9 protein-coding genes, 3 tRNA genes and 1 pseudogene are annotated in these 13,552 nt (G+C 62.4%); 9 read left to right on the forward strand and 4 right to left on the reverse strand.

Annotation, left to right across the window (positions count from 1 at the left end):
* The first annotated feature begins 20 nt into the window (after positions 1–20).
* From kdpA to BUS42_RS07225, 6 genes are all read left to right on the forward strand, one after another.
* Positions 21–1,763, forward strand: coding sequence for a potassium-transporting ATPase subunit KdpA (kdpA, locus tag BUS42_RS07200; RefSeq protein WP_074306336.1), 1,743 nt, complete (start codon positions 21–23; stop codon positions 1,761–1,763).
* A gap of 115 nt (positions 1,764–1,878) precedes the next feature.
* Positions 1,879–4,017, forward strand: a complete 2,139-nt coding sequence (kdpB, locus tag BUS42_RS07205; RefSeq protein WP_074306337.1) for a potassium-transporting ATPase subunit KdpB — start codon at positions 1,879–1,881, stop codon at positions 4,015–4,017.
* Positions 4,018–4,097: 80 nt separating this feature from the next.
* Positions 4,098–4,730 (forward strand): potassium-transporting ATPase subunit KdpC, encoded by a 633-nt coding sequence (gene kdpC / locus BUS42_RS07210; protein ID WP_083670088.1) that lies wholly within the window; start codon positions 4,098–4,100, stop codon positions 4,728–4,730.
* Positions 4,731–4,821: 91 nt separating this feature from the next.
* Positions 4,822–5,955 carry a sensor protein KdpD gene (locus BUS42_RS07215; RefSeq protein ID WP_074306338.1) on the forward strand — a complete coding sequence of 378 codons (1,134 nt, stop codon included), beginning with the start codon at positions 4,822–4,824 and terminating at the stop codon, positions 5,953–5,955.
* 226 nt (positions 5,956–6,181) lie between these two features.
* Entirely contained in the window at positions 6,182–8,053 is a 1,872-nt protein-coding gene (locus BUS42_RS07220; protein ID WP_074306339.1) for a HAMP domain-containing sensor histidine kinase, read from the forward strand.
* A gap of 2 nt (positions 8,054–8,055) precedes the next feature.
* Positions 8,056–8,787, forward strand: coding sequence for a response regulator (locus BUS42_RS07225; RefSeq protein ID WP_074306340.1), 732 nt, complete (start codon positions 8,056–8,058; stop codon positions 8,785–8,787).
* 110 nt (positions 8,788–8,897) lie between these two features.
* On the opposite strand, the gene BUS42_RS07230 is transcribed toward BUS42_RS07225, so the two are convergent.
* Positions 8,898–8,970, reverse strand: a tRNA-Phe gene (locus BUS42_RS07230).
* Positions 8,971–9,402: 432 nt separating this feature from the next.
* Between BUS42_RS07230 and BUS42_RS07235 the strand changes: the two genes are divergently transcribed.
* Together BUS42_RS07235 and BUS42_RS07240 are read left to right on the forward strand one after the other, a co-directional pair.
* Positions 9,403–9,476, forward strand: a tRNA-Ile gene (locus BUS42_RS07235).
* A 124-nt stretch (positions 9,477–9,600) separates the two neighbouring features.
* Positions 9,601–9,674, forward strand: a tRNA-Ile gene (locus BUS42_RS07240).
* 478 nt (positions 9,675–10,152) lie between these two features.
* Here the strand turns inward: BUS42_RS07240 and BUS42_RS07245 are convergent.
* The 3 genes from BUS42_RS07245 to BUS42_RS07255 form a co-directional block, all read right to left on the reverse strand.
* Positions 10,153–10,683 carry a hypothetical protein gene (locus tag BUS42_RS07245; protein WP_074306341.1) on the reverse strand — a complete coding sequence of 177 codons (531 nt, stop codon included), beginning with the start codon at positions 10,681–10,683 and terminating at the stop codon, positions 10,153–10,155.
* 145 nt (positions 10,684–10,828) lie between these two features.
* The gene (locus BUS42_RS07250) at positions 10,829–11,251 is read right to left on the reverse strand and encodes a response regulator (protein ID WP_074310793.1); all 423 of its coding nucleotides are present in this window, start codon (positions 11,249–11,251) and stop codon (positions 10,829–10,831) included.
* Positions 11,252–11,493: 242 nt separating this feature from the next.
* Positions 11,494–11,727, reverse strand: a complete 234-nt coding sequence (locus tag BUS42_RS07255; RefSeq protein WP_074306342.1) for a hypothetical protein — start codon at positions 11,725–11,727, stop codon at positions 11,494–11,496.
* 363 nt (positions 11,728–12,090) lie between these two features.
* On the opposite strand from BUS42_RS07255, the pseudogene nuoB reads away from it, so the two are divergent.
* Positions 12,091–13,428, forward strand: a pseudogene (nuoB, locus tag BUS42_RS46365) (NADH-quinone oxidoreductase subunit NuoB); the annotation flags it as partial.
* Positions 13,429–13,552: the final 124 nt, after the last annotated feature.

A 13,552-nucleotide genomic window follows, 5' to 3' on the forward strand; every position in this document is an offset into this window, starting at 1 on the left:
CTTGACCCGTGGGATCCTCGATGCTTTGGCTTCACCCGCTCTGGGCGTTCCTCGTGCCGATTGCGGCTTCGCTCCCGATCGGCTGGTCCATGTTTCGCACGCTCGACGTACCGCCCGACCGCGCGGGTCGCGGCCTTGATGCGTTGCCGATGTTTCTCTGCCGGCTCATCGGACGCCGCGAGCCGGCCCGCATGGACTGGAAGAAATATGCCGTTGCATTTCTCGTCTTCAACCTCGTGCTTTTCATCCTCACCTTCGGCTTGCTCTATGCCCAGCCGCGCCTTCCGTTGAACCCCGACAGCAAAGGCTCCCTCGGCGCGCTCGGCTATAAAGACACCGCGGGGGTCGACCATCCGGGCGCGGATACCGCCGTCGTTTTCAACACTGTCTGTTCGTTCGTGACCAACACGAACTTGCAGCACTATTCGGGCGAGCAGAACCTGTCTTACTTTAGCCAGCTTGCCTGCATCGTCTGGATGATGTTCGTCACTCCGGCGGCCGGCCTCGCCATCATGCTGGCGACCTTACGAGGCCTCCGCGGGGACTCGCACCTGGGCGATTTTTATGCCGACCTGATGCGCGGGCTCGTCTGGGTGTTCATGCCCTACTGCTTCCTCGTCGCGATCCTGCTGGTCGCCAGTGGCGTGCCGATGACGTTCCAGCCCGCCGTTCAGGCGACGACCCTCGACGGGGTCGCCACCCAGATGGAAACGCAGACGATCGCCCGCGGGCCGGTGGCGGCCCTGGTGGCGATCAAGCAATCAGGGACCAACGGCGGCGGCTTCTTTGGGCCCAACTCGACCCATCCGTTCGAGAACCCGACGCCCTGGAGCAACTTGCTGGGAGTCGTCTCGATCATCGTGCTCCCCATGGCCTCGTTGATCATGGCCGGGCTCATGCTCAAGAACCTGCGGCACGCGGTCGTCATCTTCGGCGTCATGCTCCTCTTGCTCTTCTCCGGGTTGGTGGTGGCGATCTGGGCCGAGTCCTACCCGAGCGCGGCGACTCAAGGGCTCGCCGTGGTCCGCGGGCCGAACATGGAGGGCAAGGAGGTCAGGCTGGGGCCGGTGGCGGCTGCCACCTGGGCCGCCATCACGACGGCGACTTCCAACGGCTCGGTCAACAGCATGCACGACAGCCTGAATCCGATCGCCGGCCTGGTCCCGATGGCGTTGATGATGCTCAACGTCGTCTTCAGCGGGATCGGCGCGGGGTTCGAGAACATGCTGATGTACGTCATCGTCGCCGTCTTCCTCGCCGGCCTGATGGTGGGACGAACTCCCGAGTATCTCGGCAAGAAGGTCGAGGCGAAGGAGGTCAAGCTGGCCATGCTCGCAATCTTGATCCACCCGCTCCTGATTTGTTGCGGCGCCGGCCTGTTTGCGGCGACCGCGTGGGGAGACAAGACCGTGGCCAACCCCGGCTCGCATGGGTTCAGCGAGATCCTCTACGAGTTCGACTCGGCCGCCGCCAACAACGGTTCGGGGTTTGAGGGCCTGGCGGACAACAATCCCCCCTGGAACATCGCCACGGGCGTCGTCCTGCTCTTGGGCCGGTTTCCCGCCTTGATCCTCCCCCTGGCGCTGGCCGGTTCGCTCGCCGTTAAGAAGCGTGTGCCCGAGACGATCGGCACCTTGCGAGTCGACAACTTGACGTTCGCCGGAATGCTCCTCGGAACCGTCCTTCTCGTCGGAGCGCTGTCGTTCATGCCCGCGGTTGTCCTGGGGCCAGTGGCCGACCATCTGGCCGCCATTCCCAGGTGACCTTCCGGGAGGAAGGCTCGGCCGACCGAGTGACCGACCCGCCGGCCGGCTCTGATCCGCGGTGAATTGGTCCGTGAAATCCCCAGCACACTTTGCCAGTTCAGGAACGAATCCGATGAGCACTGAGACCGAGGTTGAATTGCCCCAGAGGGCCACCTCAGACGCCCAAGCGTTTAAGCTGCAGCGCCGCCACGCGCGCCGGCTCCGCCTGTTCGAGCCCGCCTTGGTTCACATGGCGACCCGACAGTCGTTCATCATGCTCGACCCGCGGAACATGATGCGGAACCCGGTCATGTTCCTGGTCGAAGTCGGCACCGTGCTGACGGCGATCGCCACCCTGATTTCGATCACGAACGGGGCTGTCTTCGGCCTGATCGTCTACCAAGCCGCGCTCACTGCACTGCTCCTGCTCACCGTGCTCTTCGCCAACTTCGCCGAGGCGCTGGCCGAAGCGCGGGGCAAGGCACAGGCCGACAGCCTGCGGGCCACCCGTAAGGACACACCGGCCTATCGACTCGACGGCCGCGACTCGCATACCGGCCGAATCGTTTCGTCCACAACGCTTCGAACGGGCGACTTCATCGTGGTCGAAGCCGGGCAGGTCATCCCCGCCGACGGCGAGGTCGTCGAGGGCGTGGCCTCGGTGGACGAGTCGGCGATCACGGGCGAGAGCGCCCCGGTCATCCGCGAGGCGGGCGGCGACCACTCCGGTGTCACCGGAGGCACCCGGGTCCTCTCCGACCGGATCGTCATCGAGATCACGTCCGACCCCGGTCAGAGTTTTCTCGACCGGATGATCGCCCTGGTCGAAGGGGCGACCCGCCAGAAGTCCCCGAATGAGATCGCGCTGACGATCGTGCTGGCCGCATTCTCCCTGATCTTCCTGATCGTGACCGCGACCCTCTATCCGATGGCGCGTTACTTCAGCCTGACGCTCGACATCCCCACCCTGATCGCCCTCCTGGTCTGCCTGATCCCGACCACCATCGGCGCCCTGCTGGCGGCGATCGGCATCGCCGGAATGGATCGCGCTCTGGAGGCGAACATCATCGCCAAGAGCGGCAAGGCCGTCGAGTTGGCCGGCGACATCGACACCCTGCTCCTGGACAAGACGGGGACGATCACGATCGGCAATCGCAAGGCGACCCAGTTCGTCCCCCTCGGCGGCGCATCGGCCCGCGATGTGGCGCGGATCGGAGGCCTGGCCTCAATGGCCGACCTGACCCCCGAAGGCAAGAGCATCCTCGAACTCGCGCGGCAGCAGGCCGCCATCGACGGCGAAGCGCCGGCCGGGTCTTCGTTCGTCGAGTTCACCGCCCAGACCCGGATGAGCGGCGTCGACCTTGCCAACGGGAATCGGCTCCGCAAGGGGGCCCCTGACACCGTGGCCAAATACGTCTGTGACCAAGGGGGGACGATTCCGGACGGTTATCAGCGCACCGTCGACGCGATCGCCTCCAGTGGCGCGACCCCCTTGAGCGTCGCCGAGGACAACCGGATCGTCGGTGTCGTCAAGCTTGAAGACATCCTCAAGCCTGGTATTCATGAGCGGTTCGCCCGGCTCCGCCAAATGGGCCTCCGCGTGGTCATGGTCACCGGCGATAACCCGCTGACCGCCAAGGCGATCGCCGAAGAGGCGGGCGTCGACGACTACATCGCCCAAGCCACACCCGAGGCCAAACTCGCCTACATCCGCAACGAACAGCACGGGGGCAAGCTCGTCGCCATGATGGGCGACGGCACCAACGACGCCCCGGCACTGGCTCAGGCGGACATCGGAGTGGCCATGAACTCCGGGACCCAGGCCGCCAAGGAGGCCGGCAACATGGTCGACCTCGATAGCGACCCCACCAAGCTCATCGAGGTCGTTGAGATCGGCAAGCAACTGCTGATGACTCGTGGCGCCCTGACCACGTTCTCGATCGCCAATGACCTGGCCAAGTACTTCGCCGTCATTCCGGCGATGTTCATCGCCACACTCCCTCAGCTCAAGGTCCTCGACGTCATGGGCCTGGCAACCCGGGGGGGAACGTATTCGGCGATCCTCGCGGCGGTCATCTTCAATGCGATCATCATTCCGCTCCTCATCCCGATCGCACTCAAGGGGGTGACGTATCGTCCGGTCGGCGCCGCCGCGCTGCTCCGCGGCAACCTGCTTTACTATGGCCTGGGCGGCGTGATCGCACCGTTTATCGGCATCAAGTTGATCGACGTCATGATCGACCCGTTGCTCGCGGTCGTTGGGATTGTCTAAACCGGAGCGAACCCTTGCAGCCCACGCGATTGTCGATAGCAACAACACGCAACTTCAAGACAAATGAGGATACGACTTCCATGTTTCGCGAGATCCGGAACGCCGTCGCCGCCTGCCTCGTGACGTTCGCGCTCTGCTCGGTCGCTTATCCGGCGGCCGTCTGGGGCGTGGCCTGGCTGGCCTTCCCCCACCAGGCGGGGGGAAGCCTGATCGAACGCGACGGCAAAGTGATTGGCTCCGAGCTGATCGCCCAGCCGTTCGCCTCCGACAAATACATCCACCCCCGCCCCTCGGCGGTCGACTACAAGGCCGACGCCGCGGGAGGCTCGAATCTGGGGACCAAGAATCCCGACTTGCACACGAAGGTCGCCGAGAGAGCCAACGCCCTCAAGGCCACGCCGGAGAACCTCGCCCCGACCGACCTCGTTTCCGCCTCGGGCGGAGGCTTGGACCCGGACATCAGCCTTGAGGCGGCGCGCTACCAGGCCGCCCGCGTGGCCACAGCGCGAGGCCTGCCCGTCGCACGAGTCCAGGCGTTGATCGACCAGCAGACCGTCCGGTCCGGTGCCATCATCGGTGCGCCACCGCGTATCAACGTGCTCCGGCTCAATCTTACCTTGGATGCGGAGCAACCCGCTTCGCACTCCGACTCCAGATCGGGCAAGTCGAGCCTGGTCCCGGCGGTTGCGACCGCGCGGCACACCGGAGAATAGCCTGGCCTTGCCGGCGATCGCCGCTTGGCGGCCCTCCGTGGTGTTGTCAATCTTCTCTTCACGATCGGCGTCCACCGGGATTCAAAGCGTTATGTCCATGGTCGAACCGGGTCGCCCCAGTCCCGAGCATTTCCTCAACCTGATTCGTCGCCAAGAGCGGGGACGGCTCAAAGTGTACCTTGGCTCAGCGGCAGGCGTCGGCAAGACCTTCGCCATGCTGCGCGAGGGGCAACGGCTCAAGAAACAAGGGGTCGACGTCGCCATCGGCATCGTCGAGACCCACGGCCGCGTCGAGACCGCCGAGCAGGTGGGCGACCTTGCGATCATTCCCCCGTTGGTGATCGAGTACCGGGGCGTGACCTTGCGCGAGATGGATCTCGACGGCATCCTGGCACGTCGACCCACCGTCTGCCTCGTCGACGAGCTGGCGCATACCAATGCGCCGGGCAGCCGGCACGGCAAACGCTATCAGGACGTCGAGGACTTGCTCCGCGCGGGGATCCACGTGATCACCACGGTCAATATTCAGCATCTGGAGAGCTTGTACGACGAGGTGGAGCGTGTCACCGGCGTCAAGGTCAAGGAGCGACTGCCCGACAGCGTCCTGGGCGACGCCGATCAAATCGTCAACGTCGACATCTCGGCCGAGGACCTTCTCGAGCGACTCAATGCCGGCAAGGTCTATCCCCCGGAACGCGCCGAACGGGCGCTTGAGAACTTCTTCACGTCGGCCAACCTGACGCGGCTCCGAGAGTTTACGCTGGCGGAAATGGCCCACCTGATCGATCGTCGCACGCGACGGACCGAGGCCGATCGCACCCAGGCGTCGGCGACGGAGCGCGTGATGGTGGGGATGTCGAGCCGTAGCCCCAATGCCCCCGCCCTGATGCGCAAGGCCGCGCGGCTGGCCGACCGGCTCAACGCCCCTTGGTACGCGGTCTACATCCAGACCCCGGCCGAGGACCTCACACGCATTGATGCCGCCACCCAGCGCGTCCTCGGCAAAAACCTCGAGCTGGCCCATCAGTTGGGCGGGTTCCCGATGACCTTCCGCGGCAAAGACGTGGCCAGCACAATCGCGGCCTTCGCGCGCGAGTACGGGATCAAGGTAATCATCGTCGGCAAAAGCAATCAGCCGTGGCACCGTCGCCTCTTGCGTGGATCCATTTTGGAGCAGATCCTTAATCAGTCGGAAGGCGTCGATGTGATGGTCGTGGATGTCTGAAGCGAAGCCAAGAGCCCCCGAGGGCTGTAACCGCATGCATAGAATGGTTTCAAACGCGGGAATCGCCACGGTCCTCAACCCTCAGATGAATCGTGATCGCCCGCGCTGAGACTGACTCGCGATTGAGGCCACGGACTCCGTTCAGGGCGCGGCAGCCGTGGCACCCCAAAACCTGTAGGCTTGCCCCCCCGCCCAGCGCATTTCGAACGTCTGTATGAGGGATTGTATGTTCAAGACGCTACGCACCAAGCTGCTCGTGGGATTGACGCCGCTCCTGGCGATCATGATCGGCCTGGGGCTGTGGGCCGTCTTCATGCTCGATCATCTTGGCGGCCGGATCGACGTCATACTTCGGGAAAACTACGAGAGCGTGCTCGCCGCCGAAGGGATGAAAGAAGCCTTGGAACGAATGGACTCAGCGTCGCTCTTTGCCCTGAGTGGTCAAGATCGACGCGCCCAGAGTCAGTTTCGCGAATACCGATCGATGTTCCAGAAGAACCTTCAGAAAGAGCAGAGCAACGTCACTTTGAAAGGAGAGAAGGAGTTAGCCGACCGGCTCGCCACCCTTTTTCAGACCTACCTCAAGCGGAGTGAGGTGTTCTACGCCTTGCCGATGGAGCCAACGGAACGCCGATCCCAATTCTACTTCGCCGAGCTCTTTCGCACGTTCAGCGCGATCAAGCACACGGCCGATCAGGTCCTCGAGCTCAACCAGACCTACATGATGCGGGAGAATCTCAGGGCGCGAGTGGCCGCGGAACGGTCGAGGCAGGTGATGATCGTGGCCCTGCTCGGCTCGGCCGTGATCGCGGCCCTGATCGCCCTGAAACTCAGCCGGTCGATCCTTGAGCCAATCCGGGCTGTCACGATCGGGGCCCGCGACCTGGCGCGCGGCCACCTCGATCAGGTGGTTCCCGCCACGACGCGCGACGAATTGGGCGAGCTGGCGCAAGCGTTCAATACGATGGCGCGGACGATCCGTGAATTCCGCCAGGCCGGGACGGCTCGACTCCTCCGCGCTCAAAAGACGGCGCAAGCGACCATCGACTCGTTTCCCGACCCGGTTGTGGTGGTCGACACGGACGGCGTGGTCGAACGAGCCAACCCCGCGGCGCGTCGGATCCTCGGCGTCATCCCCGCGGAGCCGGAGAGTCCCATCCCCTGGACGCCGCCCAGCCAACTCAAAGCCGCCTTGGACGAGGTCCTCAGTGGCCGCGATGGAGACGTGCCAGCCGGGCTGGAACACGCCGTCATCTTCCGCGACGACGGCCAAGAACGCTATTTCCTGCCTCGCGTTCTCCCGATCCGCGGGGAGCAGGGTGAGTCGTTAGGAGCCGCCCTGGTCCTTTCCGACGTGACCAAATTCCGCCTGGTCGACCAGCTCAAAAGCGACATGGTTTCGACCGTCAGCCACGAGTTGAAGACCCCGCTGACCTCCGTCCAAATGGCGATCCACCTCTTGCTCGAGGAGGTCGTCGGACCCTTGACTTCCAAGCAGGTCGAACTGCTCGTGGCGGCCCGTCAAGATTCGGACCGGCTCCTGGCGATGGTCAACGACCTCCTGGACCTGACCCGGATCGAGCAAGGCCGGCTCAGGCTCAACCTGAGCCCGATCAAGGCGGACGAGTTGGTTGCCGAGGCCGCCGAGCGATCCGCATCGAAACTGCGCGACGCGGGGATCGAGTTGGAGATCGATGAAGACAAGGACCTCCCCCTGGTGCTGGCAGACCGGGAACGGATGGAACATGTCTTCGACAACCTGATTGATAACGCGTTGCAGTATACCGACCGCGGCGGTCGGCTCCGCCTCACGGCCCGTACCGGCGAAGACATGGTCCACTTCACCGTCGAGGATACGGGGGAGGGGATTGCGCCCGAGCAACTCACTCGAATCTTCGAAAAATTTTACCGCGTGCCCGGGGCGCGGCATCGCGAGGGCACCGGGCTCGGCCTTTCGATTGTGCAAGAGATCATCGTCGCCCACGGCGGCCAGATCAGCACGGCCAGCCACCCAGGCCTGGGGACAACTTTCACCTTCACGTTACCGGCCGACCCACGAAAGTTCGGCCTTTCGGACCATGCGAATGGCAAACCGTAACCATGCACGCAAACATACTGATCGTTGATGACGAACCTAATGTCCGCCTGATGTTCCGGACGGCCCTGGTTCCGTCAGGCTATCAAGTCACGACGGCGGAAGACGGCGCGACGGCCCTGGACTGGCTGGCGGAAGGAAAGGCCGACGTCGTCCTGCTCGATCTCCAGATGCCCGGCCTGGACGGGATGGACGTCCTTCGACGACTTCGCGAGTCGGGCAATGACACTCCCGTTGTCATTGTGACGGCCCACGGCAGCGTACCCAACGCCGTTCAGGCGATGAAGCTGGGGGCGATCGACTTTCAGACGAAGCCGCTGACTCCGGATCGACTCCGCGCCGTGGTCGCTGACGTGATCGAACGGCAAGCCGATCGCAAACGTGTGGCGCATCCGCCCACAAGCGTCCCGGAACCCGTCACGGTCGCCTCACAGTTCGCCGAAGATCTCAGAAAGGCCAAACGGGCGCTCAACCGTTGTGCATTCGTGGAAGCCGAAATCTTCCTCAAGCAAGCCATCGCGCTCAATCCGAACTCGGCCGAGAGCCACAACCTGATGGGGGTGCTGCACGAGTGTCGCAACGAACACGACGACTCCTACCGAGAGTACAAGGCCGCACTCAAAGCCGACCACAACTATACGCCGGCCAAGCACAACATGACTCGCTACTATGAACGGTTTACGTTCGGAAGAAGCGATCAAGCGATTGATAAAGGGGAGACGAGAGAAGAAAATTAATTGAGGGAAGGTATCGCGTACAAGAGCCGGTATGAGAGGCGACTTTGCAGTGCCCAACCGGTCTTAAAAGAAGGGAGGAAGAAGCGGAAGGATCAAAATTTTCAGAAGAGTGGTCAGGGGGAGAGTTGAACTCCCGACACTCGGATTTTCAGTCCGATGCTCTACCAACTGAGCTACCTGACCCGCAACCAACGCCAAGAACTTTACCCTGATATCGTTAGCCCGTCAAGTCGTTGCGACCAAAAAGCGTCGCATTCTCAAGGGCGTTTCGGGTCGAGGCGATCTTGGATCTCTGTATCGTTCCGCGAGTAATTGACTCGTTTCACTCAACGGGTGTAACGATACCGTAGGGCGACGCCCCTGTCAAGGGTCACCCGAAACTCCTTCGAATGATTTGGCGGAGGGGAGCCTGCAGCGGACATCGTCATCTTCTCAAGCTCAAACGATGGCCTGTGCTTCTGAACGCTCCGGCGTGATCGATGGGACTCGGGAGGTTCCCAAAAAACGATGAATACGGCAGTAGCCTGTTGACTTGGACGCCTGACCAATTAGAATAGCCCCGCAGTCGAGAGTTAACGATCGACAGTTAACAAACCGACAGGCAACGCAATTTACGGGCGCATAGCTCAGTTGGCTAGAGCGCACCCCTGATAAGGGTGAGGTCCCATGTTCGAGTCATGGTGCGCCCATTAGTAACGGTTTTGCTAGCAGTACCGTTATGTGCGTTTTTAAGAAAGACTAGCCTCGGGGTGTCTTACACAAGAACCCCCGAGGCCGGTTTGTTTGCAACGTTTGCTGGACAAGGCGATTCCCGGGCGCATAGCTCAGTTGGCTAGAGCGCACCCCTGATAAGGGTGAGGTCCCATGTTCGAGTCATGGTGCGCCCATTAACGTGACAGCATCGACCGCGGTGCTGTCATGTGCCTCTCTGTAAAGACCGGCCTCGGGGTGTCTCTCACGACATCTCCCGAGGCCGGTTTTTTTGCGCGCTGCGCATTTCGTTGCCAACTCGAGCGATCTCCCGATGGGGTAGCGTCTGGCTGTCCCGAGCCTTCGTGGCGCAGACCTTTGAGGGATTGCGCGGGTCGCGGCGATTCGCCAAAATACCCGATTGGCTCACCGCTTGGTGGCGAGCGGTAACTTCGGGGGCGTCGATGCCGCAACCGGATGGCGCAAAGCCAGCCGGACCTGCTCAAGTGCCGACTTGAACAGCTCCGGCTTGATCGGCCCGCGCCGGGATTTTCGAGGAGCGCAAATCCCGGTCTTTGGTGGATACGGCATTCCCAAGGAACGAGACGAGAAAAAAGAAAGGCGTCTGAACTCAGGTCTTAGGGTTGAGGCGTGGTGCGCCCGGATTTCGCCTGCTCAGTCATCCTCTTCGACTTCGACGTCCCCGTCGTCGTCCCCATCGCCTTCGCTGTCGTCCTCCTCGTCAATTTCTTCTTCGTCCTCGATCTCCGCGGCCGCAGCCACCTTCACCGCGGCGGGGGCAGGGGGAGCGGGTCGTGGAATGGCCGCGCCCAGGCCGGGAGCATTGTCGGGCATCGGCTCCTTGACCTTCTGAATGAAGTGGGTGCCCTTGCCCTTGGCCGTCAACTCGGCCGCACGTGCCTCGGCCGCCTCGCGCTGGGAATATTCGAACGTGCCCACGGGTTTGAAGGCGTCATTGGTGACGACCCAAACGATCCGCATGCGCGCTGTGGGCTTGGCCGCCTTGGTGGCTTTCGCCTTGGACTTGGCCGCAGCCTTGGGCTTCTTCTTGACCTTGCGAACTTCAGTATCATCATCATCAAGGTCTTCGCTCAGATCATCCGACTCGTCCTCCATCGGATCGAGCGGTTCGGCCGCATCGTTCTGTCGACGAAGTTCGAGACGATTCAGCGGTTTCCCAGCCATGAAACCGTCCTTCGAGATGGCTCAGGTTCAAGAATTGCCAAACTCCTCCGCGGTTTCGCGGAAGATTTCCCAACGATCATCATAATCGAAACCCAGAATCTTGGCTAGCGACCGGCCCGGTCCGTTGCGTCGCCCGCTTGGTCCGTCAGAGCGTTTTCGCTTTGAACCGAGCGGTCGCGAGCTCACGGCCCTGGGGAGCCAACTCGGAGGCAATGTGGGCCAGTAAGTCTTCGGCTCGGTAAGGCTTGGTGAGAAAGTGGCCGATGCCGAGCAGCGAGAGGTCGCGTTCATGATCGGCCAGGATCGCCGCGCTACAGATCATGATTCGCTGGTCGGGATCGCAAGCCCGGACCCGCCGGCAGACTTCCACGCCGGAAAAGACGGGCAGGTTCAGATCCACCAGGAGGAGGTCGAACGGCCCCGAGTCGTGGAAGCGTTCGACCCCTTCGCGTCCATCGGCCGCCTCGACTACGCCATACCCCTCGCACTTGAGGACTTGGGCGACCAGGTTCCGGAGACGGGATTCATCCTCGACCAAAAGTAACGTGCAAGGTCCGTTCGCACCCATCGTTCTCTCCCCGTGACGATCCATCGAGACAGGGACACCATCAACGTTGCGACCGTTCCGGTGTCGAACGAACGGCATCGTAGCCGGACACTCGATCCGCGCCCACACGAATATCCCGGCAGCACCGGGCCCGCCGGGAACCCCTTTTGTCGCCCGCGCCGCGATCGACGCGGACTCGGATTCCAAACCGGATGCGCATTTCCGCATGCGTCCCTGTTCGCAACTCCAAAGGCCTGGCGAAATTAACGAGCGGTGGCCTGGGTGGACAGCGGGGCGGAAGTCGGAGTCGGATTCTGAGTCTGCGGTTTGTCCACACCAAGAATTTGGCAGAGAAACGCGACGATGACGTGCTTGGAGAGATTCAGGCCGATGATTCCCCAGAGCGGCCCAAGTCGGAACAGCCAGATATTCAGGGCAATACACGCCACCAGAGCGAGTAAGCCCGCGACGCTCAGTTGAAAGCTGGATCGTTCCATGCCACTATTATGGGCAAGGCATCCACCTGCGGAAAGAGATCCCCCGGAAAGTGTCGTGGCCGCCACAACCAAGCCGACGAGACCGGAACCAATCCGCCTCCGCTTGATCCTGAACAGGAACGGCCCATGAAGATTGGCCCGGTGATTCCCCGGCTTCACACTGAACAAGCCGGGAAGTGCGGAACCCACTGGCGGTAGGCTTGCGTGGTGTTTAGGATAGCGCTCGTTGGGGAGGGCGGACCTGATCAACTGACAATTGAACCTGATCTGATAAAGGGTTAGCCCCGCCCGCGGGCGGGAACTCTCGAGCGGACGTTCTTCCTTCTCTTGTATTCCCGACTTGACTCAGGGCATCCTGAAACAATGACCACCCCGACGATCACCCGGCCAGAATGGAGCACGGTCATCGACCCCGTGCTTCAGAAGGAATTGGAACAGCACGTCCTGGTCACATCCTGGGACAAGCTCCTGGGAATGGTCGATACCGTCTATAACTGGGGCCGCCGTTCGAGCCTTTGGCCGCTCGGCTTTGGGCTCGCCTGCTGCGCCATCGAGATGATCTGCACGGCGTCAAGCCGGTTCGATATCGCCCGCTTCGGCGCCGAGGTGTTCCGAGGCTCGCCCCGTCAAGCCGACGTCATGATCGTCTCCGGCACCGTCACCAAGACGATGATGCCGATGATCGCGCGGCTCTATGACCAAATGCCCGAGCCGAAATACGTCATCTCCATGGGAGCGTGTGCCACCGGTGGCGGCCCGTTCAAAGAAGGATATAACGTTGTTTCGGGGATCGACAAATACCTGCCGGTTGATGTCTATATCCCTGGATGCCCGCCCACCCCTCAGGCCTTGCTCAACGGCCTGATCATGCTCCAGAAGAAAATCGACGGCGAGCGGATCACCCAAACCCCTTGGTATCGTAACGACGTCGAGCGCGATATTCCGATCCCGGTCCTCGGCCCCGACCTGATCGACTTGCGCACCGTCGAGCTGACCGCCGAGAAGACGGCCCAAGGCCTGGTCGAGGCCCGCGAGGAAACCTTGGTCAAGCCGACCAAGATTCCCGCCCCTCAACACGAGGTGGAGCCACATGCCAACGGGGTTCCCGAACCGGCGCCCGCGGCCAAGGGGCCGAGCAAGATCGACTTGATCCGGGCGAAGGCCAAAGGCGAAGCCGTACCGGAAACCAACGACGTACCGGCCGCCGTCGCGAAACCGGCCGCCAAGCCTGCGAAAAAGGTGAAACGGGCCGAGGCCAGGCCCAGCCTCGTCTGGCTCGGCGATGCCGGGCTGCACGAACTGGCCGAACGAATCAACACGCGTTTCGGCCAGGAAACCGTCACCATCATTCAGGCGGCGCTCCTGGTCAAGCCCGAGCAACTCGTCGCGGTCAGCCGCTACCTCCGCGACGAATACCCGATTCGGTACGACTACCTGGTCAGCTTGCAGAGCGTTCACTTCGAAGATTGCATCGAGGTCAACTACCAACTCGACAGCACGAGCACCCAGGGCAAGCTGATCGAGTTGAGGGTAAGAACCTCGGAGGTCGAAGGGGAAGGCGAGGTTCCGTCGCTCGTCGGGGTCTGGCGGGGCGCCGATTTCCAGGAACGCGAAGTCTACGACATGATGGGGATCCGGTTCACCGGACACCCCGAGCTGACCCGGATCCTGATGTGGGACGGCTACGCCTACCACCCGCTCCGCAAAGATTTCCTCGAGCCTTACTACGAAGGCCCGACGAAAGTCTTCGACAGCCGGGTCGAGACCGGCCACGGGCAGCATTTCCGCGCCGAGGAGATCAATCCGTACGGCACGAACATGAAGA

This window comes from Singulisphaera sp. GP187, assembly GCF_900129635.1.
GTDB lineage: Bacteria > Planctomycetota > Planctomycetia > Isosphaerales > Isosphaeraceae > Singulisphaera.